21 protein-coding genes are annotated in these 20,094 nt (G+C 63.5%); 8 read left to right on the forward strand and 13 right to left on the reverse strand.

Features of this window, described 5'->3' with window-relative positions; all coding sequences use genetic code 11:
- Positions 1-137: 137 nt before the first annotated feature.
- The 9 genes from VR71_RS03710 to VR71_RS03750 all read right to left on the reverse strand — a co-directional run bounded on the left by VR71_RS03710 (position 138) and on the right by VR71_RS03750 (position 9,416).
- Positions 138-581: a MaoC family dehydratase gene (locus VR71_RS03710; RefSeq protein ID WP_009819049.1), complete on the reverse strand. Its 444-nt coding sequence runs from the start codon at positions 579-581 to the stop codon at positions 138-140.
- A gap of 100 nt (positions 582-681) precedes the next feature.
- Positions 682-1,554, reverse strand: coding sequence for a TIGR01459 family HAD-type hydrolase (locus tag VR71_RS03715; RefSeq protein WP_045681323.1), 873 nt, complete (start codon positions 1,552-1,554; stop codon positions 682-684).
- 111 nt (positions 1,555-1,665) lie between these two features.
- A complete protein-coding gene (locus VR71_RS03720; RefSeq protein WP_296429848.1) occupies positions 1,666-2,169 on the reverse strand; it encodes a flavin reductase family protein in 504 nt (167 codons plus the stop codon).
- A 193-nt stretch (positions 2,170-2,362) separates the two neighbouring features.
- Positions 2,363-3,757 carry a TRAP transporter large permease gene (locus tag VR71_RS03725; protein ID WP_045681325.1) on the reverse strand — a complete coding sequence of 465 codons (1,395 nt, stop codon included), beginning with the start codon at positions 3,755-3,757 and terminating at the stop codon, positions 2,363-2,365.
- Positions 3,757-4,437 carry a TRAP transporter small permease gene (locus VR71_RS03730; protein WP_009819045.1) on the reverse strand — a complete coding sequence of 227 codons (681 nt, stop codon included), beginning with the start codon at positions 4,435-4,437 and terminating at the stop codon, positions 3,757-3,759. Before VR71_RS03730 ends, VR71_RS03725 begins: the two co-directional genes overlap by 1 nt.
- A 122-nt stretch (positions 4,438-4,559) precedes the next feature.
- Positions 4,560-5,561, reverse strand: a complete 1,002-nt coding sequence (locus tag VR71_RS03735) for a DctP family TRAP transporter solute-binding subunit (RefSeq protein WP_040650699.1) — start codon at positions 5,559-5,561, stop codon at positions 4,560-4,562.
- A 252-nt stretch (positions 5,562-5,813) separates the two neighbouring features.
- Positions 5,814-7,043: a sigma-54 dependent transcriptional regulator gene (locus VR71_RS03740; RefSeq protein ID WP_045681327.1), complete on the reverse strand. Its 1,230-nt coding sequence runs from the start codon at positions 7,041-7,043 to the stop codon at positions 5,814-5,816.
- Positions 7,040-8,809, reverse strand: a complete 1,770-nt coding sequence (locus VR71_RS03745; RefSeq protein WP_045681332.1) for an ATP-binding protein — start codon at positions 8,807-8,809, stop codon at positions 7,040-7,042. Before VR71_RS03745 ends, VR71_RS03740 begins: the two co-directional genes overlap by 4 nt.
- Before the next feature lie 52 nt (positions 8,810-8,861).
- Complete coding sequence (locus tag VR71_RS03750; RefSeq protein ID WP_040650697.1) at positions 8,862-9,416, reverse strand: YqgE/AlgH family protein; 555 nt, start codon at positions 9,414-9,416, stop codon at positions 8,862-8,864.
- A gap of 183 nt (positions 9,417-9,599) precedes the next feature.
- On the opposite strand from VR71_RS03750, the gene VR71_RS03755 reads away from it, so the two are divergent.
- The gene (locus tag VR71_RS03755; protein ID WP_045681365.1) at positions 9,600-10,382 is read left to right on the forward strand and encodes a protein-disulfide reductase DsbD domain-containing protein; all 783 of its coding nucleotides are present in this window, start codon (positions 9,600-9,602) and stop codon (positions 10,380-10,382) included.
- A 9-nt stretch (positions 10,383-10,391) separates the two neighbouring features.
- On the opposite strand, the gene VR71_RS03760 is transcribed toward VR71_RS03755, so the two are convergent.
- The 3 genes from VR71_RS03760 to VR71_RS03770 form a co-directional block, all read right to left on the reverse strand.
- Positions 10,392-11,222, reverse strand: a complete 831-nt coding sequence (locus VR71_RS03760; protein WP_009819039.1) for an arginyltransferase — start codon at positions 11,220-11,222, stop codon at positions 10,392-10,394.
- An 87-nt stretch (positions 11,223-11,309) separates the two neighbouring features.
- On the reverse strand, positions 11,310-11,759 hold the full coding sequence (locus VR71_RS03765) for an RDD family protein (RefSeq protein WP_009819038.1): 450 nt from the start codon (positions 11,757-11,759) through the stop codon (positions 11,310-11,312).
- 63 nt (positions 11,760-11,822) lie between these two features.
- Positions 11,823-12,290 carry a YbaK/EbsC family protein gene (locus tag VR71_RS03770; RefSeq protein ID WP_009819037.1) on the reverse strand — a complete coding sequence of 156 codons (468 nt, stop codon included), beginning with the start codon at positions 12,288-12,290 and terminating at the stop codon, positions 11,823-11,825.
- 79 nt (positions 12,291-12,369) lie between these two features.
- On the opposite strand from VR71_RS03770, the gene VR71_RS03775 reads away from it, so the two are divergent.
- The 5 genes from VR71_RS03775 to VR71_RS03795 all read left to right on the forward strand — a co-directional run bounded on the left by VR71_RS03775 (position 12,370) and on the right by VR71_RS03795 (position 17,990).
- The gene (locus tag VR71_RS03775; RefSeq protein ID WP_045681367.1) at positions 12,370-15,156 is read left to right on the forward strand and encodes a glutamine-synthetase adenylyltransferase; all 2,787 of its coding nucleotides are present in this window, start codon (positions 12,370-12,372) and stop codon (positions 15,154-15,156) included.
- 3 nt (positions 15,157-15,159) lie between these two features.
- Complete coding sequence (locus tag VR71_RS03780) at positions 15,160-15,444, forward strand: hypothetical protein (protein ID WP_009819035.1); 285 nt, start codon at positions 15,160-15,162, stop codon at positions 15,442-15,444.
- Positions 15,445-15,578: 134 nt separating this feature from the next.
- On the forward strand, positions 15,579-16,208 hold the full coding sequence (locus VR71_RS03785; protein ID WP_296429850.1) for a DUF6778 family protein: 630 nt from the start codon (positions 15,579-15,581) through the stop codon (positions 16,206-16,208).
- 43 nt (positions 16,209-16,251) lie between these two features.
- Positions 16,252-17,448, forward strand: a complete 1,197-nt coding sequence (locus VR71_RS03790; RefSeq protein ID WP_045681337.1) for an RSP_2647 family RNA methyltransferase — start codon at positions 16,252-16,254, stop codon at positions 17,446-17,448.
- A complete protein-coding gene (locus tag VR71_RS03795; RefSeq protein ID WP_045681339.1) occupies positions 17,445-17,990 on the forward strand; it encodes an RSP_2648 family PIN domain-containing protein in 546 nt (181 codons plus the stop codon). Before VR71_RS03790 ends, VR71_RS03795 begins: the two co-directional genes overlap by 4 nt.
- Before the next feature lie 116 nt (positions 17,991-18,106).
- Here the strand turns inward: VR71_RS03795 and VR71_RS03800 are convergent, their stop codons facing one another.
- Positions 18,107-18,604 (reverse strand): lactoylglutathione lyase family protein, encoded by a 498-nt coding sequence (locus tag VR71_RS03800; protein ID WP_045681342.1) that lies wholly within the window; start codon positions 18,602-18,604, stop codon positions 18,107-18,109.
- 103 nt (positions 18,605-18,707) lie between these two features.
- Between VR71_RS03800 and VR71_RS03805 the strand changes: the two genes are divergently transcribed.
- On the forward strand, positions 18,708-19,598 hold the full coding sequence (locus VR71_RS03805; RefSeq protein ID WP_045681344.1) for a LysR family transcriptional regulator: 891 nt from the start codon (positions 18,708-18,710) through the stop codon (positions 19,596-19,598).
- A gap of 150 nt (positions 19,599-19,748) precedes the next feature.
- The gene (locus VR71_RS03810; protein ID WP_045681346.1) at positions 19,749-20,063 is read left to right on the forward strand and encodes a hypothetical protein; all 315 of its coding nucleotides are present in this window, start codon (positions 19,749-19,751) and stop codon (positions 20,061-20,063) included.
- Positions 20,064-20,094 lie beyond the last annotated feature (31 nt).

Raw genomic sequence — 20,094 nt, forward strand, 5'->3', positions numbered from 1 at the left:
GCAAAAGCGCCCGCCCGGTGGGGCGGACGGGCGCTGCGCGGCGGCGCGTGCCGCGCCTTGATTCCGCGCTTTTGAGATTGGGGCAAAGTTCGGCTTTAGGCCGTTCGCTATCCTCGCGTCGAAATTGGCTGACAGCCTCAGTCGAACTTGCGCGAGGGGGCGAGAACCGTGGCTTCGCCGATCAACACCTTTTTGCCATTCACCAGACAGCGGCAATCGAGTTGCACCCGGCGTTTGCCGTGGTCGATGCCGATCACCTCGACCTCTGCATGGACCATGTCGCCGGGGCGCACGGGGGCGAGAAATTTGAGGGTTTGGCCCATGTAGACGGTGCCGTGTCCGGGCAATTGCTCGCCGATCACCGCAGAGATGAGGCCAGCGGTCAGCATGCCATGCGCGATGCGCCCCTCGAAAATCGTATCCTGTGCATAGGCGTCATCGAGATGCACTGGGTTGCGGTCGGTCGAAACCTCGGCGAACAGCTCGATGTCGCGGTCGGTCACGACCTTGCGCAGATGGCGGGTCATGCCCATTTCGATGTCTTCGATACAGATCGTGCCGCGCGGCATGTTGTCCAACATTCGCCCCTCCAACAGGTTTGGTGCGTAATTATCAGGCTGTATTTCGCCTCAAGTTGGAATTTAATTACTTTGCGGATGCAGAAAGATCAAGTGTTTTCTCTCAGCGCAAGAATCCGATTGTGAAGGTGGGTGAGGATTTTTCCTTTGCAAGATAATCGTTTAACGCTGATTCATCCGGTTGGTGCGACGTTTTGGTCTCTGTCGCGGCCAAGCCGCCGGAGATGAAGAGAGAATCGATATCCTCACCCATGGCACCGGCCACATCGGTATGAACCCCGTCGCCGATTGCGAGGATGCGGGCGTTCTCGACATCGCGGCCAAGGGCCAAAAGGCGGCGGCGGGCGAGGTCATAGATGGGAGGATGCGGTTTGCCGAAATAGAGGCTTTCACCGCCCATCTCGGTATAAAGCCGGGCGAGGGCCCCGGCACACCATTCCCGCACCTCGCCGCGATCCACCACGATATCAGGATTGGCGCAGAGGAGTTTCAGGCCCATCTGCTTGGCATAGAGGAACTGGGGGCGCAGATCGCTGGGGTCCGCCAAGGGATCGAACGGGCCGATGCAGACGATACCCTCGGCCTCTTCCAAGGGGACGCGGGTGATGGGCACGGGGTTTTCGATCAAATGCAGCGGATCGAAAAAGCGATCATCGAACGGTTGACCGACGAACCAGACCTTTTCGCCGACCACGCCCTGAAACATCGCAGCACGGGCGCTGTCGCCGGAAGTGGCGATGGTATCCCAGGCGTCGCGGGGCACGCCGAAGCCATCGAGTTGTTTTTCGACGCCGCCGCGCGCGCGGGGCGAGTTGGTGACGAGCACCACGGTGCCGCCGTCTGCACGGTAGGATTGAAGGGCGGCGACAGCATCCGGCAGGGCGCGCACGCCGTCATGCACGCAGCCCCAAAGATCGACAAAGAGCGCGTCATAATTGGCGGAAATCTCGCTGAGGGCGGTGATGATGCGGGTCATGGGCGGCTCCTTGTCTGCGGTCGGTGGCTGAGGTCGGCGCAGATATGGCAGGGCGCGTGCGCTTTGGCCAGCGGCGGATATGAGTATTTTGACCAAGAAAAGCGGGGCGCTTCAGAGTCCGTGTGGGCGCACGATGTGGTAATCGCCGCTGAGATAGGTGAGTGGCTTTTGTCCGGCGTTGGTGAGGGCCGTGACGGTGCCGATGCAGATGGCATGGCTGCCATGGGTGATGCGATCCGTGAGCCGGCAGGAGAAGGCGGTGGCGCGCGGCAGCACCGGGCCTTCGGGCCGGGGCGTGTAGTTGAGGCCGAGAAAGCGCTCGGCGGGATTGTCGGGCGACGGTCCGGCAAAGGCACGCGCCACTTCGACCGCATCCTCGGACAGGACATTGACGCAGAAGGCCGCATTCTCGATGACGCTGCGTGCGATCCGGCTGTCGGAGCGCAGGCAGATCAGGACCGAAGGCGGATCGGCGGACAGCGAGGAAAAGGCGCTGACCGTGGCCCCCGCGAGGCCTGCCACCCCGTCCGTGGTCACGACGGTGACGGTCGCTGCCACCTGTCGCATGGCGGCGAGAAAGGCGTCGCGCTTAACGCTGAGGGTGTCTGAAGTCACGCGCGTCTCTCCTGTCGGGGTCCGGGGTCTTTGGGTAACGCCGAAATGTGGCGGGGTAAAGGAAATCCCGTGCCCGGGGGTCAGGTAGCGTGGTGTGATCTGCTTTCAAACCGCACCGGCGAAGGGGCATGAAAAAACCACGCAAGCCGGGGCCTGCGTGGTCAGGGGGACGGTTGGTCCGTCCTTGGTGTGCCTATTTGATGATGGTCTCTGGACCCATGACCGCGTTGGGCAGGACGGTCGAGATCCAGGGCACATAGGTGATGATGATCAGGAACACGAAGAGCACGGCGAGGAACGGCAGGGCGGCGCGCACCACCGCCATCATCGGCATGCCGGCCACGCCGGAGGTCACGAAGAGGTTGAGGCCGACCGGAGGGGTGATCATGCCGATCTCCATGTTCACCACCATGATGATGCGAAGGTGAATAGGGTCGATCCCGAGTTCAAGAGCGATGGGGAACACAAGCGGGGCGACGATCACCAGAAGGCCCGACGGTTCCATGAACTGCCCGCCGATGAGCAGGATCACGTTGACCACGATAAGGAAGGTCACCGGCCCCAGACCCGCGCCGAGCATGGCGTTGGCGATGTGCTGGGGGATCTGTTCCTCGGTCAGCACATGTTTGAGGATGAGCGCGTTGGCGATCACGAACATGAGCATCACGGTGAGCTTGCCCGCATCAAGCAGCGTCTTGCGGGTGTCGCGGTGGAAGAAGGCGGTGAGGAGCGCTGTGGGGCGTTGGTAGAGCGCCAGCGGTGCCTGACCGTCGCCGCGCGCCAGTGGCCCCATGTCGCGGTAGATGAAGCTGGCGACCAAGAAGGCGTAGACTGCGGCCACCGCCGCCGCCTCGGTCGGGGTAAAGATCGCGCCGGTGATGCCGGGGATGCCGTAGATCCCCACCATGATGATCGCGATCAGCAAGAGACCCCAGGCCGCCTCGCGGAAGCTGTCAAAAATTTCACGCCATCCGCGCCATTCGCCCTGTGGCATGTTCTTGACCTTGGCGATGACATAGATGGTGATCATCAGCATTGACCCCGCCAGAAGACCGGGCAGGACGCCCGCGAGGAACATCCGGCCCACCGAGACATCGGTGGCGCTGGCGTAGACAACCATGACGATGGAGGGCGGGATCAGGATGCCAAGCGTGCCCGCGTTACAGATCACACCGGCGGCGAATTCCTTGGTATAGCCCATTTGGCGCATGGCGGCGATCACGATTGTGCCGATCGCGACCACGGTGGCGGGCGAGGAGCCCGAGAGCGCGGCGAACATCATGCAGGCCAACACGCCGGCGATGGCGAGGCCGCCGGGCAGGTGGCCGACGCAGGCGATGGCAAAGCGGATGATGCGTTGCGCCACGCCGCCGGTGGACATGAAGGAGGAAGCCAGAACGAAGAACGGGATCGCGAGCAGGGTGTAATGACCGACGAAGGCGTTGAGCAGTGTGCCTGCAATCGAGGCCAGAGACGTGTCGGAATAGAGCAGCATGAAGAGCGTGGAACTGAGACCGAGCGAGACGGCGATTGGCACGCCGATCAGCATCAGGCCGACGACCATGGTGAAGAGCAGAGCGACATCCATCAGTTTTGCCCTCCATCGGCGTTACGCGCCTGGGCGGCGCGGAGTTCTTCGATCTCGTCTTCTACCTCGTGGCTGGCAATCAGGCGGTCGATCTTGCCGGTCCAGATGGCAATGGCGACCTGTGTGAAGCGCAGGACGAGCAGGAAAGCCGAGAGCGGCAGAACGAGATACGGGATCACCTTGGGCAGTTTTTCGTAGGAGTCGCCGTAGTTGATCAGGTCTTCGAGAAAGCGGAAGACGGCCAGCATGGGCACATCCTGCACCTCGTAAAAGCTCTGAGAACGGGCGGTGGTGTCAAAGCCGGTGGGAACCCAGCGCCCGGAGGTGGGAGGCAGGTCGGCGAAGACCGCCCAATAGTCATAGCACCCCTTGAGCAGCAGCAGAGAGAAGAAGAGGCAGGCCACGACCGCAACCAGCCCCACGATCCGCCGCGCGGGGACCGAGAGCAGGTTGATCACGGCGTCGACGCCCAGATGCGCATGTTTCTTGACCGCATAGGAGGCGCCCAAGAGGACGAGCCAACCGAACATGAATACGGTCAGTTCGAGTGCCCAGAGGATATTCACGTTGAACACATATCGAGCGACAACATTGGCGAAGGTCAGCAATGTCATCACCCCCAGGAGCGCGGCAATCACCGTCTCCTCGATATGGTCGATAAGCCCAGTCTTGTGCTGCATCGTCCCATTCCCAAATTTTGTGAGTGTGTCGCGGGTTGCAAGTCGGGCGGGTGATAGAGAAACCCGCCCGATGCACCAATGGCCCGCCAATACGATGGCGGGCCGCACCGTTTAAAGCCGGATCAGGAGCTTTCGTTCGAGGCAACGGCGGCGTCGATGTTGTCCTGGCCCACGTCTTCCTTGAACTGGTCCCAGACGGGGTTCATCGCTTCCACCCACTTGGCACGCTGTTCCGGGGTCAGTTCACGCACCACGCCGCCGGCGTCGATGATGGCCTGTTTGGCGTCTTCATCGACCTTGGTGGATTCGGCGTTGCGCAGTTCGGTCACTTCGTTGACGATGGTAAGGAACTGGTCGCGGGTTTCGGCATCGAGGCTGTCGAGGAAGTCGACGCTGGCCACGACGAGATAGTCGATGATGCCGTGGTTGGTCTCGGTGGTACCGTCCTGCACCTCGAAGAACTTTTGCCCGTAGATGTTGGACCAGGTGTTTTCCTGCCCATCAACCACGCCCTGCTGGAGCGCGCCGTAAACCTCGGAGAAGGCCATTTTCTGCGGGCTGCCGCCGATAGCTTCCATTTGAGCCACGAGCACGTCGGAGGATTGCACGCGGAACTTGAGGCCATTGGCATCCGAGGGTTCGAGCAGCGGCTTGTTGGCCGACATCTGCTTCATGCCATTGTGCCAATAGGCGAGACCCTGAAGACCACGGCGCTGCATCGAGTCGAGCATCGCCTGACCGGCCTCGGAGCCTTGGAAGCGGTCGACTGCGGCGACATCGGTGAAGAGGAAGGGCAGGTCGAAGAGGCGGAATTGCTTGGTGAACTTCTCGAATTTCGAGAGCGAGGGGGCGGCCAGTTGCACATCGCCCTGCAACATCGCCTCGAGCACCTTGTCATCGTCATAGAGGGTCGAGTTGGGGAACACCTCCATGCACATCTTGCCGTTCATTTCCTCGTTGACGCGGGTTTGCAGCAAGGAGGCGGCGATGCCCTTGGGGTGTTTGTCGGTATTGGTGACGTGGCTGAACTTGACGACGATTTCGCCGTCTTCGCAGGCGGCCATGGCAGCGCCTGCGCCAACGGTCAGGGCCAGTGCCGATACGGCAGCGGTCAGGAATTTCATGTGGGTCTCCTCCCAAGTGGTCATGTTTTGGACTGCGCCCAAGTGGGGCACGGTGGTGACATGGTGAGAGAAAGCGGTTTCCCGCTCAAGGATTTGTATGATTCCTAGGCGGGATGCCTGTTTTATGACGGTTTTACAGAGGGTTGTGCGGCATTATCAGGGTAGCGGGTTTGCGCCCTGTGCATGGCTTGTGCGAAATTTCGCACAGGCAATTCAGGCGTTGTGCGGGATTTCGCACAGATTCCGCCGGGCTCAGCGCCGGTAATCCTCGGGGCGAATCCCGTAGCGTGTCAGCTTGTCGTAGAAGGTCTTGCGCGGCAGTTTGAGCACCTGCGCCGCCTGTGCCGCGCGCCCGTTCTGACGCCCCAAGGCGGCGATCAGGAGCGAGCGTTCGACCCGCGCCATCTGTTCGGCCAATCCCAGTTCGGCCGCCTCTGCGGCGTTGTCCGGCATGCCCAGCACAAAGCGCATGGCCGCAGACATGAGGGAGCGGGCATTGCCCGGCCAATCCTGCGCCATGAGGGCTGCGAGGTGATCGGGGCCGATTTCAGGCGCAGGCAACCCGGCCTGTTCGGCGGCCTGAGCGACATAGTGGCGAAAGAGCACGGGGATATCCTCGGGGCGTTCCGAGAGCGCGGGGATGCGGACGCGCATAACCTCGAGCCGGTAGTAGAGATCGGCGTTGAAGCGGCCGGCGCGCGCCGCCTCTTCCAGATCGGCGGTGCTGCCTGCGATGAGCCGCGTCTCGGAGCCGGATTCCATCCGATCGAGGAGGGCATATTGGCTGTCCATCGGCAGGGCCGGGATTTCGTCGAGAAAGAGCGTGCCGCCATGTGCCTCGTGCAGGGCCATATCGAGGTCGCGGGGGTCGAGCCGGGCCGCGGCACGTTTCACAAAGGAGCCGCCGGCGCGGGGCGACATCAGGTGAATGACCTCGGCCACTTTGGAGACACCCGCGCCCGGCGGGCCGATCACCAGTACTTCGGTCCCTGTGCGGGCCGCCTGCCGCACGGTCTGGCGCATATCCTCGGCGATGCGCGAGGTGCCAAAGAGCATGCGCGCCGCCGGATCACCGGTTTCAAGCTGGGCCTTGAGGCGGCGGTTTTCCAGCACCAGCGCCCGGTTTTTCAAGGCGCGGTCCAGCACGGGAATGAGGGCATCCGGCGCGCAGGGCTTTTCGAGGAAATCAAAGGCCCCTTGACCCATCGCCTTGACCGCCATGGGAATGTCGCCCTCGCCGGTGAGCAGGATCACCGGCAGTTCGTCATCAAGCGCGCGGGTATGGGCCAGCAGGTGAAAGCCGTCCCGCCCCGGCATGCGGATGTCCGAGAGGATCACGCCTGCGAAATCGCGGCTGATGTGATCCTTGGCCTCGATAAAGGAGCCGGCGGCGCGCACGGAGTATTCAGCCAGATCCAATGTCTGGCAGAGGGCCTCGCGGACGGGTTTGTCATCATCGACCACCAGAACCTTGCGGATCATGCGGCACCTTTCTTGACGTGGGCGGGGTCTGTCCATGGCTCCAAGGCCACGGTGAATTCCGCGCCGGTTTCGGTGTTGCGGCCTGTGATCTGTCCACCGAAACTCTGAACGAGCCCGTAAGAGATCGACAGGCCAAGGCCCATGCCTTCGCCATCGCCCACGAGTTTGGTGGAATAGAAGGGGTCGAAGATCTTTTCCGGTTCCTGAATGCCGGGGCCGGTGTCGCGCACGCAGAGGGTGACGGGGGCGCCGGGGATGAGGGTGAGGGTGAGGCGTTTGTTGGTGCTCTTGGCCATGGCGTCGGCGGCGTTGGTGATGAGATTGACCATCACCTGACCCAGCCGCACCTCGCCGCCGCGCACCCAGACCGGGGCGGAGGGCGCCTGCCAGTCGAGGGTGATGGCATCGGCGGTGAGGCGTGCGCCGGTCATTTCGAGGGCGGTGTCGATCACGCGGCCCATGTCGACGCGGCCCATCGGTTCGTTTTCATTGCGCACGAAGGCGCGCAGGTTGCGGATGATACGGCTCATGCGGTGGGCCATCTCGTCAATGCGGGAGAGGTTCTCGGCGGCGCGGTCAGGTTCCCCGCGGTGCAGGAACGCGCCGCCATTGGCAGCGAATTGGCGGATCGCCATCAGGGGCTGGTTGAGTTCGTGGCTGATGCCCGCGCTCATCTTGCCCAAGGCGCTGAGTTTGCCCGCCTGCACCAGTTCGGCCTGCGCGCGTTTGAGGGCGGCCTCGGCCTCTTGGCGCTCGCGGATTTCGTGGCGCAGCGCAAGGTTGGTGCGGGTGAGGGTGGCGGTGCGCTCGGCCACGCGCCCCTCAAGCTGGGCATTGGCGCGGGCGAGCGTTCGGCGGCGTTCCTGTGCGAGATAGAGCAGCGCGCCAAAGAAGAGGAGCACGCCCGCCACCGCGCCCGCCTGAAGCCCCGCGATGCGGCGGGCGGGGGCGACATTCACCAGCGCGGCACCCGTCATGCCGATGCGCGGCAAGGTCTGGCTGACCTGAAGGGCGCGGCGTGGCAGATAGGGGCCAAGGTCGATCTGCCAGATTTCATATCCGGTCGTGAGGCTGCGGGAAAAGGGGATGGGCGCGCCGTTGGGCGGGATCAGCACCGTGTCTTGGGGCACCTTGCGCCAGCCCAAGAGTTCCGAGCGGTTGGACATAAAGACCCGCCCCCGGTCGTCGACCAGAAACACCGCCGTTTGCAGCCCGCGCCATCCGAATTCGACATTCTCGGCATCGGCGATGGCGACAAGCGCGCCGCGCACCTTGCCGTCGGAGCCGAATGAGGGAGCGGCGAAGTGAAACAGCCGCTCTGTGCCATCGGCGCTCATGGTATGGGCGGTGCCAAGCGCGCCGTCCATGGCGCGCAGAAATGGCGCGGACGTGGCCAGCCCCTCGGGCAGGCGCGTGCCGGTGCCCGCCAGCAGATTGCCGCCTCGGTCGACGTAATAGAGCCCGGCGGCACCGGTGCGGTCGGCGGAGGCGGTGAGCAGGCGGTGTGCGGCGGAATCCTGATGCCGGGCATTGGGGCGGTTCAGCGCGGTCAAGGTGGGATGATCGGCCAGCGCCACCGCCTGATCCCGGTAGCGTTGCAGGTCCGACACAAGCCCGCCCAGCACCAGCGCCATATCGGCGCTGCCGCGTCGCGCCAGATCAGAGAGCGCTGCGCGATAGCCATAATGCCAGAGCGTGCCGCTGATCAGGACGACCATCAGCAAGAAGGGCGCGACAATCACGATGAGGGGCGACTTGGGAAACATGGCGTGCAATCTACCAGCGCGCCGAGGCTGTTGACCAGCGGGAATACCTGTCTCAGGCGTGCCCGGCCTCAGACGAGAGCATCAGGGGTGAGATCCCCAGTCGGGTGAGCGCCGTTTCCCATTTCGCCGCGTCGGGCGTGTCAAACACCAGCTGTGAATCGGCATCACAGGTGAGCCAGCCGTTTTGCGCCAATTCGGATTCAAGCTGCCCCGGACCCCAGCCCGAATAGCCGAGCGCCAGCAGCGCGCGTGACGGGCCTGCGCCGCGGGCCATATCCTCTAGAATGTCGAGCGTGGCGGTCATCGCGAAGTCATCGTTCACGTCGAGCGACGAGATGGGGGACCGATAGCCCGGGTCATGCAGGACAAAGCCGCGCCCATGTTCAACCGGGCCGCCGAAATGTACCGGAAGGTTGCGAGTCTGGCGGGTGTGGGAAATCGAAAGTTGCTCGAGAAGGTCGCGCATTCTGAGATCCTGCGTCGGTTTGTTGACGATCAGGCCCATCGCGCCGTCTGAGGAATAGGCGCAGAGCAGCACGACGGCATGCGCAAAGCGCGGATCGCCCATGCCGGGCATGGCGATGAGCAATTTCCCTGTCAGATCCATATCCGGGTGGGCAAGTGTCACGGGCGGCCTCTGTGCTGTCCTGCCTTGAAAATGGGGTGAGCGGGCAAGGGGTGCAAGCGATCTCTTCACAGTCTGGCAAGAATTCTCGCTCGATTGTGAGTTGGCAATTGGCGCAGAATACCCCATTTCACAGTCATGATAAAATCTATCGCTCTCTTTTTCATGACAAGCCTGTGGCTCGTCCTGCCGCTCGACCGGGCGCGGGCGCAGGACAGTATGGTGAGTGTCAGTGTTTTGCCGGGATGGCAGATGGCTGATGGCAGCCATATTGCGGCGCTCAAGTTCGTGCTGGCGGATGGGTGGAAGACCTATTGGCGTGCGCCCGGAGAGGCGGGGATTCCGCCACAGTTCGATTGGCGCGGGTCAGCGAATCTGGCGCGGGCCGAGATCGAGTGGCCCACGCCAAAGCAGACCGTGACCAATGGCATGCGCACCATTGGGTATGAGCATGTCTTGGTTTTGCCCGTGCGCCTGACACCGGCGCGTGTTGGGCAGCCGATCACCTTGAGCGCGGAGATGGAGATTGGGGTTTGCAGCGATATTTGCGTGCCGATGAGCCTGTCCGTGTCGCAGCGATTGGACGGGACGGCGAAGCACCCCGATCCGCAGATCGCCGCGGCCTTGGCTGCGCGGCCTTATACGCAGTCCGAGGCGGGCGTGGGGCGCGTGGTGTGCAAGGTGGCACCGATCGAAGGGGGCGTGCATCTGGTGGCCGAAGTCGATGTTTCTGCGATGGGATTGCAGGAATTGGTCGTGGTCGAGACCGGCAATCCCGCCCTGTGGGTGACACAGGCGACAAGTGAGCGACGCGGCAACCGTCTGCGGGCCGAGGTGGATATTTTCCACGCCGAGGGTCGTGGGTTCATGCTTGATCGAGGTGGCCTGCGGCTCACGATTCTGAGCACGGGCGATGCGGTGGACATTCAGGGCTGTCCGGCGGGATAGGGGCGGTCCCTAGACCGAGCGCGAGCGCAGCGGGCGGCCATCGGGCAGCGAGATATTCGCCACCTGTTCGGAAATCGGATCATTGACCAGAGGATGCGCCTGTGCGCGGAACTCTTGGGGGTCGCGCATTTTCTGCCAGCGGTTGCCGACATAGACTTCGAGCCCGGTGAAGGTGGCCTTGTATCCCATTTTCGAACTGCCGGGCACCCAATAACCCAAATAGACATAAGGCAGGCCGTTTTCGCGCGCGATTTCGATGTGATCGAGGATCACATAGGTGCCAAGCGACTCGCGGGTGCGGTCAGGCTCGTAGAAGGAGTAGACCATGCTGACCCCGTCATCGAGAATGTCGGTGAGGCAAACGGCGATCAGCGCGCCGGTCTCGGCCTCGGTATATTCCACGACGCGGGTGCGGATCGGGGTTTCCTCGACCATGGCGGCGAATTCGAACGTATCCATATCAGCCATGCCGCCGGTCGCGTGGCGGCTTTCGAGGTAGCGGCGAAAGAGGCTGTATTGATCCTCGGTTGCCCAAGGTGAGGTGGCACGGCGTCTCAGGCCCTCGTTGCGGCGCAGGGTGCGGCGCTGGCTCTTGGAGGTGGTGAACTCGGCCACGTTGATCCGCGCCGAAAGGCAGGCGGCGCAATCGGCGCAGGACGGGCGGTAGAGCACGTTTTGCGAGCGGCGAAAGCCTTGTTTGGAGAGCCCGTCATTCAGACGCTGCGCGCCCTCGCCTTGCAGGGCGGTGAACAGCTTGCGCTCCATCCGGCCCGGCAAATACGGGCAGGGTTGCGGTGCCGTCACATAGAATTGGGGCGCGATGGGAAGTGTGTGCCGCATGGTTAATCCGCTGTCTGTCTTGGGCGGACGATAACAATGATATCCGCCCCCGCCAAGGGGCTTGTCATGGCCGCGTTACACGGCGCGTTATGCGGCGGCGCGGCGGTTTATCGCGACGGATCCAAGCACCCGGTCGGTGAGGCCCTGCGCACGGTCGCCGGTGAGCATGAGCACGACGGACACAACCTGAAGGATCGGTATGGCGAAGGAAACCGTTAGGCCAAGCGTGTGCAGAAAAGCCTGCGAAAGATCAAAGCGCGCACCCGTGGCGTCGCGGAACTCGATGGCCGTAAGGCGCATGCCCCAAGTGGCAGAGCCGCGCGCAATGGTCGCGACGCGGTAGGCAAAGCCCACTACGGCCATGAGAATGGGAAAGAAGAAGAGGCCGGTGAAGGCCGTGAAGGGCACAATCAGCAGGCTGATCCCTATGATCACGACCGTATCCACGACAAAGGCAACAAGCCGTTTGACCGGGACATCGGCGTAAAACTCCGGTTGGGTGTCTGGGTTGGGCAGATGCCAGCTTGTGTCGGTCATGGTCTGGGTGCGGGTCCTTGTTGAGCCCTCAAGGTTGGGGGCGTCGACGGGGTTTGCAAGGGGTCAGGTGGTGAAATCCGCCAGATCGCCGCCGCTGAGGCGCAAGAGGTCGCGAGGATCTATGCCGAAGAGGTGGCGCGGTGTACCCGCGGCGGCCCAGACCTGTGGAAAGGTCAGGAGATGCGGATCAAAGAACGCACGCGGGGCGATGAGATGGCCCAAAGGCGAGACGCCACCGATGGCAAAGCCGGTTTGCGCGCGGATGAGGGCGGCATCGGCCTTGCCCAGAGGTTCGTCTGCCAGCGTGGAGGCGCGGGTATCGCACACGCGGTTGGCGCCGGAGGTGACAAAGAGCAGTGCCGCGCCGCTGGTCTCGCCGCGAAACATGATGGATTTGGCGATCTGCGCGATGTCACAGCCCACGAGGTCGGCAGCCATCTGCGCCGTGGTGGCGTCGCCGATCTCGATCGGTGTGATGTCGAGCCCGGCGGCTTGCAGGGCCGCGGTCACGCGTTTGAGGCTCTTGCTCATGATCTTCTCCGGATTTTTTCACAGTATTTCAGGCGCGTGGGGCATTGACCAGCCTTGCGCGGCTTGTATCACTCGGACCATGAGTTTTAGCAATCGCCTGACCCGCCTGCCACATGCCTTTGATCCTGCCGAGGGAGAGGAGGCGCGTGCCGCCTTGCCCGGTCTTGACCCCAAGCTGTCGGATCTGGTGGCGGGGGCGGCGGGGTGCAGCCCGTTTCTCAAATCGCTGATCCAGCAAGAGGCGGCGTGGCTGGAGGGGGCGTTTGACGATCCTGAGGCGGCGTTGGCCGTACTCTTTGCGGCGTTGAAGGATACCCCGGCGGAGCGTCTGGGGTCTGCGTTGCGCGAGGGCAAGCGGCGGGTGGCGCTGATCACCGGGCTGGCCGATCTGGGGGGTGTTTGGCCCTTGGAAGAGGTGACGGACCATTTGACGGATTTTGCCGATCTGGCCTGTGATCTGGCGCTGAAAGCGGCCTTGGCGGCGGAGATCAAGCGCGGCAAGCTGCCGGGCATGACCGAGGCGGATGTTGCCACAGGCGCGGGCATGGTGGTGCTGGCGATGGGCAAGATGGGGGCGCATGAGCTGAATTACAGCTCTGATATTGACCTTATTTGCCTCTTTGATGAAACGCGGCTGGCGCGGGAGGATTTCCACGAGGCACGCGCGTCGTATGTGCGGGCCACGCGCAAGATGTCGGCGATGCTGAACGACCGCACCGCCGAGGGCTATGTGTTTCGCACCGATCTCCGGCTGCGCCCCGATTCGGGCGTCACACCCGTTTGCATGGCGATGGCGGCGGCAGAGACCTATTACGAGAGTCTGGGGCGCACTTGGGAGCGTGCGGCGTATATCAAGGCGCGGCCCTGTGCGGGGGATATCGAGGCGGGCACGCGGTTTCTGCGCACGCTCAAGCCCTTTGTCTGGCGCAAGCATCTGGATTTTGCCGCCATCGAGGATGCTCATAACATGCGGCTGGCCATTCGCGAGCACAAGGGGCTGGGCGGCACGCTCTGCCTTGAGGGGCATAACATGAAGCTGGGGCGTGGCGGGATTCGCGAGATCGAGTTCTTCACTCAGACCCGGCAGTTGATCGCGGGCGGGCGCGATGCCGATCTGCGGGTGCGCGGCACGGTCGAGGGGCTGGCGCGGCTGGCCGAGAAAGGCTGGGTGCCGAAGGCGGCGGCGGACACTTTGACGGGGCATTACCGCTTTCACCGCGAGGTCGAACACCGGGTGCAGATGTTGCGTGATGCACAGACGCATCTGCTGCCCAATTCGGCGGAGGAGTTTGATCGGCTGGCAGCCTTTATGGGGCGAGAGACGGCTGAGTTGCGCGCCGAGATCGTGGCGCGGCTGACCGAGGTGCATGATCTGATCGAAGGGTTCTTTCGCCCCGAAGAAGCGCCCGCGACGCCCGAGGCGGCAGAGGCGCTTAATGGCGATGTGATTGCCCGCTGGCCGAGTTACCCGGCGCTGCGGTCTGATCGGGCGGTGCAGATTTTCAAGCGGCTGAAGCCGGATATTCTGGGGCGGCTGGCGCGCACTGCGCATCCCAATGAGGCCTTGTTGGCCTTTGATGGGTTTTTGTCGGGCCTGCCCGCCGGGGTCCAGGTATTTGCGCTCTTTGAGGCCAATCCGCAGTTGATTGATTTGCTGGTGGATATTGTCGGCACGGCCCCGGCACTGGCGGCGCATCTGTCGCGCAATGCGGGCGTATTCGATGCGGTGATTGCGGGTGATTTCTTTGCCGAGTGGCCGGGGCAGGCGGCGTTGGAGGCGGAGTTGACGGCGCGGCTGGCGGCGGAGAGTGACTATGAGCGCGCGCTCGACGCGGCGCGGCGCTGGCGTAAGGAATGGCATTTCCGGATCGGGGTGCATCATCTGCGTGGGTTGACCGGGGCGGATGCCGCCGCGCGGAAATACGCGGATCTGGCAGGGGCGGTGATTGCCGGCGTCTGGCCGATGGTGGTGGCGCAATTCGCTGAGAAGCATGGGGCACCGCCGGGACGGGGGGCTGTGGTTCTGGGCATGGGATCGTTGGGGGCGGCGCGGTTGAACGCGGGCTCTGATCTTGATCTGATCGTGATTTACGATGCGGAGGATTCCGAAGGCTCGGAGGGGCGCAGGCCGCTGGCGGCGCGCCCTTATTATGCGCGGCTGACACAGGCGATGATCACGGCGTTGACCGCGCCCATGGCCGAAGGCCGGCTCTATGAGGTCGACATGCGGCTCCGCCCCTCGGGCAATCAGGGGCCGGTGGCGACAAGCTGGCCAAGTTTCCAGAGCTATCAGCAGAATGAGGCCTGGACCTGGGAGCATCTGGCGCTGACGCGGGCGCGGGTGATCACCGGCGAGCCAGAGTTGGCACGCGATGTCGAGGCGTTCCGTGAGCGGTTGATTGCGGAGAAGGGCGACCCCGAGGCGGTTTTGGAGGCGGTGGCCGAGATGCGCGCGCGGGTCGCGAGTGCCAAGGCGCCGGCCGGACCTTGGGATGCCAAGCTGGGGCCGGGGCGGCTCTTGGAATTGGAGTTGATGGCGCAGGCGGGCAACCTGATGGCGGGACAAGCCGCGCGCGATGTGGCGGCAGGCCTTGAGGGCGGTGTCGCAATCGGTTGGCTGAGTGACGGGGATGGCGCAGCACTGTCAGAGGCTTATGCGCTTTGCTGGCGGTTGCAGATGGTGGCGCGGTTGATCAGTGACAAGCCGCTTGATCCGGAGCGCATGGGCGAGGGCGGCGCGGCATTTCTGCTGCGCGAGACAGGTCAGGAGGATCTGGGCATGTTGCAGGACCGGCTGGAGACACGCTGCCGTCGGGCGGCGTCGGTGATGGATGCGGCGCTGATGCGTCTGCCCAAGGGGCGCTGAGATATGGCGCGTGATCCCATGGACCCCAAAGGGCTGATTTACGAATCCTACCGGATCGAAGGCATCACTGAGCCGGAATGCCGGTCGGTTTTCCTCGATTGGGCGCTGTCGCTGCCTGCGGGGCAGGAGGTGCAGGGCGCGATTGCCGAGATGATCGGGCGCTATGGGACAGATCATCCCGCGCATCCGATGACGCAGGTTTTGAGTGAAGGCACGGCTAGCGCGGGTCCGGCGCGCAGGCGGGGTGGCTGGCGGTCACGGCCGCGTGGGTCTGAGGGCCAATCTTAGGATCGCTTGTTTGCGTTATGTAATGCGACGTTGCTCGGACCGTTGACACGGTAAAACACAGAGTTTGTCGCAAATGCGCCCTAATCGGGCGTCATCCATAGGGTGCGACAAGAAGCAGGCCCATGGAGGAAGACATGAGCAAACTGAAATTGATGGCTGCGATGATGCTCGGATTCGGTCTGTCGGCCTGTGGCAGTGTGGATACGGCCACCCGCAATGCGCCGCTCGAGGCACCCGTGCTGCGGGCCGCACCGATCTCGTTGGATGTGCAGCAAATCCGGGTCACCGTTCCCAAATCGCTCAAAGTCTCTGAGGCTAACAGCTATTACCCGATGGGTGATATCGTCTGGCGCGAGGATGCGCCGGGAGATCGCCATGCTCAGGTCAAGACGATCATGGAAGAGGCTCTGGCGACAGGCGTGGCCGGATTGCAGCCCGGCACGATCCCGGTGGTTCTCGATGTCGAGGTGACGCGGTTCCATGCGTTGAGCGAGAAGGCACGCTACACCGTTGGCGGTATGCATACGATCCACTTTGCCATGACCCTCCGCAATCCGGTCACGGGCGAGGCTTACGGCGCGCCGAAACCGGTCTCGGTCAGCTTCAAGGCGTTTGGAGGAAGTGCAGCGGTTGCCGCCGAGCAACGCGGCATCACGCAGAAGGTCCGGATCTCTGAGCGTTTGGCCAGTGTGATCCAGACCGAATTGGGCATGCCTGTGCGCACGGAGGCCGATCAGGTCGCGGCGCTGAGCTTGACCGAGTAAATCTGATCTTTTCCACGGGCTGCAATGGGCGTAAGGGGACGGTATGACACCGTCCCCTTATCCTGTGATCCGCCTTCGCCCGAATGTCGAGCCGCGCGCCATCCGTCATGGTGCGCCTTGGGTATTCGACAATGAAATCGTGACTGACCGGCGCACCAAGGCGCTGGCTGCGGGCACCATCGCCCTCTTGGAGGATGCCGAACGCGCGCCGCTGGGGCTGGTGGCGGTCAATATGGCCTCAAAGATCATGGCGCGGATGATGGAACGCGATGTGAGCGTTGCCATTGACCGCGCCTGGCTGGTGGCGCGTCTGACCCGCGCCCATGAGATGCGCGCGCGGCTGCATGACGCGCCGTTTTACCGGCTGGTGCATGCCGAGGCGGATGGGTTACCCGGTGTGGTGATCGACCGCTTTGACGATATTGCGGTGATTCAGCCCAATGCGGCCTGGGCCGAGGCGATGCTGGCCGATCTGGTGTCGGCGGTGCAAGAGGTCACGGGCGTGGGCACCGTGCTCAAGAACGCATCCGGGCGCGCGCGCGGACTGGAAGGGCTGGACGATCAGAGCGCGGTTCTGGTGGGCGAGGCCCCGACTGCACCGGTGCCGGTGGCGATGAACGGGGCCATCTATATGGCCGATCTCCTGGGGGGGCAGAAGACCGGGCTATTCTACGACCAACGCCCCAACCATGCCTTTGCAGCGCGGTTGGCCAAGGGCGCGCGGGTCTTGGATATGTTCAGCCATGTGGGCGGATTTTCTCTGGCGGCCTTGGCGTCGGGGGCGGATCACGCTTTGGCGGTTGATGGGTCCGAGCCTGCCTTGAGCCTGGCTGCCGAAGGGGCGGCCCGGATGGGGGCCTCGGAGCGGTTCAGCACGCGGCGCGGCGATGCGTTCGACGTGATGGAGGCGTTGGCGGCTGAGGGCGCGCAATTCGACGTGGTGATCTGTGATCCGCCTGCCTTTGCGCCGACCAAACAGGCGATGGAAAAGGGGCTGCGCGCCTATGAGCGGGTGGCGCGGTTGGCGACCCCGTTGGTGGCTTCGGGCGGCTATCTGGTCTTGTGTTCCTGTTCGCATGCGGCGGATTTGAGCAAGTTTCGCTCGGCCTGCACCCGTGGCATTGGGCGCGCGGGGCGCATGGGACAGTTGATCCATACAGGATTTGCCGGGCCGGATCACCCCTTGCACCCCAATCTGGCCGAGTCGGGCTATCTCAAGGCGCTGTTTTACCGCCTATGAAGGTGCTCTTGGACACTTGCGTCATCTATCCGACGGTGATGCGCGAGATGATCCTTGGCGTGGCTGAGGCCGGGGCGTTCACGCCGCTCTGGTCCGAGCGCATCCTTGGTGAATGGCGGCGCGCGGTGGTCAAGTTGGGACCGGAGGCCGAGGCACAGGTGGCAGGCGAGGCGGCAGTGATGACGGCGCGGTGGCCGGGGGCCTGTGTCAGCTATGCGCCCTCGCTCGAGGCGCGGCTGTGGTTGCCGGACCCGGCTGATACGCATGTGTTGGCAGCCGCGATTGCCGGGTCAGCCGACGGAATCCTCACGTTGAATGCGCGCGATTTCCCCCGCAATACGCTGGCGGAAGAGGGGGTGTGGCGGGCTGATCCCGATGCGTTTCTGCACGGTATCTGGAAGGCACAGCCGGGACTAGTGGCGGATGTGGCGCAGGTGGTTCTGGACAAGGCGCGGCATCTGTCGGCGGGCAGCTGGGAGATGCGCCCGCTCTTGAAAAAGGCGGGATTGCCGCGTTTGGCGAAGGCGCTCGGGTCCGTTTGACGGACGGGGGCGCAAGAATTCGCAGTGTCCGCAAACGGCGCCAACGGGTACAAGAGCCTGGAAGCGCCGAGCGGTATCAAACACGTCGTGGTCGGCCGTAGGGCTGGCGCGGCCAGCTATTCGTAGGCACCAGCGGAATAGGTGAGCTCGTAGCTGTGGCTATAAAGCTCGAAGACGATGCCGAACGGGTCTTCGACGTAAACCATACGGTAGGGCTTGGTCCCAGGGAAATATTCGCGCACCGGCATCCGCTGCCGCCCGCCGGCTTCGACGATGCGTTGGGCCAGACCTTCGACGTCCGGGTCCTGCACCGCGAAGTGAAAGGTTCCGTGACGCTTGTGCTCGAGCTTGTCCTCGGGCGCGTAGTTACCGGGGAACTCGAAGATCTCGATGCCGATGCCATCGGCGGTCGACAGATGCGCGATCCTGAGCGAACCCCATCCGGGGCCGAACACGTCCGTGCACATGATGCCAATGGCGCTGTCGTCCTCGACGGCCTCGGACGGCGCCATCACGACGTAGAAGCCGAGCACGTCGGAGTAGAACTTCACGGCAGCATCAAGGTCCGGAACGGACAGGCCGATGTGGGAAAAGGTGCGGGGTGTCTGGGTCATCTCATATCTCCATTCGCGTTGCGTTGACGCCGATATGGACAGCGCATGCCGTTTTGTGAAATTATTGTTTTATATGTGAATCATAACAAAGTGTTATTATCCAATGCTCAATGCCACTTGGCTCGAGACCTTTACGACGCTTTGCGAAACCGGGCACTTCACCCAGGCCGCTGAGCGTCTGAACATGACCCAACCGGGCGTGAGCCAGCATCTCAGGAAACTCGAGCAGCAGGTCGGACAGGGGCTGATCAATCGGCAGGGCAAGAGTTTCACCCTCACCGCAGCGGGCGAAGCAATCTTCGCGCTTGGTCTGTCGCGCCGCGCCGAGGAGAAACGCCTGCGCGACGCCATCGAGGCAGACGACCGGGACGCGGGGCCGGTTCACATCGCATGCTCGGGCAGCTTTGCGATGCTGCTCTACCCGATCCTGCTGCCTTGGATGCGCGCCGCGCCCGACCTGAGTGTTCATCTCGAGGCGGCGCCGCAGGCCGAGATCCTTGCAGGGCTGCTGGAAGGGCGCTTCGACCTGGGCGTGCTGGGCGCGGACCCCGACCACGCGCGGCTGGAGGCCAAACACCTTGGACGCGAGGAACTATGTCTCGTCCTGCCAGCGGACGCAGCTGACACGCCTACATCCTTCACCGATCTTGAGGCTCGTGGCTTTATCGCCCATCCCGATGGCTACGGCTATGCCGATGACTTGCTGAGGCTGAATTTCCCGGACGACTACCCTGGCGCCGACCAGCTCAGCGTACGCGGTTCGGTCAATCAGATCGGTCAAATCCCTGCCCCCGTGGCCAAGGGGGTCGGCTACACACTCCTGCCCAAAAGCGGCGTGGAAGCTTTCGCCGACAAGGCGAGCCTCTCCGTTGTCCAGCTTCCGAAGCGCCGCTGGCACGAACTTTGGCTCGTCATGCGCCGCGGTCGTCGCGTGTCGGCAAGGGTGCGCTACGCGCGGGACATGATCGAGCAAGCGGCTGGACAACTCCGGTGAGCACGAAGTCGTCCGATTGAAACGATAGGCCCACACAAAATATGGACACCCCCAAAAAACTCATGGCTTCGCGGAATAAACCCTGATCCTCGGCGTTTGTCTCATGTCCGCCCACGCGGCGGTGTTCAGGCAAATGAGAGGAGAACGATCATGACAGAGATCAATAGCATGGCCCTCACACGGCGGCGGGCCTTGGTGCGGTTGGGGCTGATGACCGGGCTGGCCTATGTGGCGCCGGTGATGATGCATCTGAGCGCGGCGCATGCCTCGGGTGCTGGTGGGGATGGCGGCGACGGCGACGGCGGCGGCGGATCAGGCGGTGGGGGTTCGGGTGGCGGTGGCTCAGGCGGTGGGGCCTCTGGTGGTGGCGCTGGCGGTTCTGGCGGTGGTGCCAGCGGTGGGCGTGGCTCTGGTCCCTCCGGGCGTGGGGCGGATGGCCGTGGGTCCGGTCCCTCGGGACGGTGAAGACGAGCACGCGCGGCGTTTGCGACGCTGC

The organism is Roseovarius sp. BRH_c41, assembly GCF_000961715.1.
In the GTDB taxonomy this organism is placed as follows: Bacteria; Pseudomonadota; Alphaproteobacteria; order Rhodobacterales; family Rhodobacteraceae; genus Roseovarius.

What these genes read in the sequence shown, in the direction of transcription:
- VR71_RS03710 (WP_009819049.1), bottom strand. Translation starts at nt 581, where the DNA reads ATGTTGGACAACATGCCGCGCGGCACGATCTGTATCGAAGACATCGAA.
- VR71_RS03715 (WP_045681323.1), bottom strand. Translation starts at nt 1,554, where the DNA reads ATGACCCGCATCATCACCGCCCTCAGCGAGATTTCCGCCAATTATGAC.
- VR71_RS03725 (WP_045681325.1), bottom strand. Translation starts at nt 3,757, where the DNA reads ATGGATGTCGCTCTGCTCTTCACCATGGTCGTCGGCCTGATGCTGATC.
- VR71_RS03730 (WP_009819045.1), bottom strand. Translation starts at nt 4,437, where the DNA reads ATGCAGCACAAGACTGGGCTTATCGACCATATCGAGGAGACGGTGATT.
- VR71_RS03735 (WP_040650699.1), bottom strand. Translation starts at nt 5,561, where the DNA reads ATGAAATTCCTGACCGCTGCCGTATCGGCACTGGCCCTGACCGTTGGC.
- VR71_RS03740 (WP_045681327.1), bottom strand. Translation starts at nt 7,043, where the DNA reads ATGATCCGCAAGGTTCTGGTGGTCGATGATGACAAACCCGTCCGCGAG.
- VR71_RS03745 (WP_045681332.1), bottom strand. Translation starts at nt 8,809, where the DNA reads ATGTTTCCCAAGTCGCCCCTCATCGTGATTGTCGCGCCCTTCTTGCTG.
- VR71_RS03750 (WP_040650697.1), bottom strand. Translation starts at nt 9,416, where the DNA reads ATGGATCTGACAGGGAAATTGCTCATCGCCATGCCCGGCATGGGCGAT.
- VR71_RS03755 (WP_045681365.1), top strand. Translation starts at nt 9,600, where the DNA reads ATGACAAGCCTGTGGCTCGTCCTGCCGCTCGACCGGGCGCGGGCGCAG.
- VR71_RS03760 (WP_009819039.1), bottom strand. Translation starts at nt 11,222, where the DNA reads ATGCGGCACACACTTCCCATCGCGCCCCAATTCTATGTGACGGCACCG.
- VR71_RS03765 (WP_009819038.1), bottom strand. Translation starts at nt 11,759, where the DNA reads ATGACCGACACAAGCTGGCATCTGCCCAACCCAGACACCCAACCGGAG.
- VR71_RS03770 (WP_009819037.1), bottom strand. Translation starts at nt 12,290, where the DNA reads ATGAGCAAGAGCCTCAAACGCGTGACCGCGGCCCTGCAAGCCGCCGGG.
- VR71_RS03775 (WP_045681367.1), top strand. Translation starts at nt 12,370, where the DNA reads ATGAGTTTTAGCAATCGCCTGACCCGCCTGCCACATGCCTTTGATCCT.
- VR71_RS03780 (WP_009819035.1), top strand. Translation starts at nt 15,160, where the DNA reads ATGGCGCGTGATCCCATGGACCCCAAAGGGCTGATTTACGAATCCTAC.
- VR71_RS03785 (WP_296429850.1), top strand. Translation starts at nt 15,579, where the DNA reads ATGAGCAAACTGAAATTGATGGCTGCGATGATGCTCGGATTCGGTCTG.
- VR71_RS03790 (WP_045681337.1), top strand. Translation starts at nt 16,252, where the DNA reads ATGACACCGTCCCCTTATCCTGTGATCCGCCTTCGCCCGAATGTCGAG.
- VR71_RS03795 (WP_045681339.1), top strand. Translation starts at nt 17,445, where the DNA reads ATGAAGGTGCTCTTGGACACTTGCGTCATCTATCCGACGGTGATGCGC.
- VR71_RS03800 (WP_045681342.1), bottom strand. Translation starts at nt 18,604, where the DNA reads ATGACCCAGACACCCCGCACCTTTTCCCACATCGGCCTGTCCGTTCCG.
- VR71_RS03805 (WP_045681344.1), top strand. Translation starts at nt 18,708, where the DNA reads ATGCTCAATGCCACTTGGCTCGAGACCTTTACGACGCTTTGCGAAACC.
- VR71_RS03810 (WP_045681346.1), top strand. Translation starts at nt 19,749, where the DNA reads ATGACAGAGATCAATAGCATGGCCCTCACACGGCGGCGGGCCTTGGTG.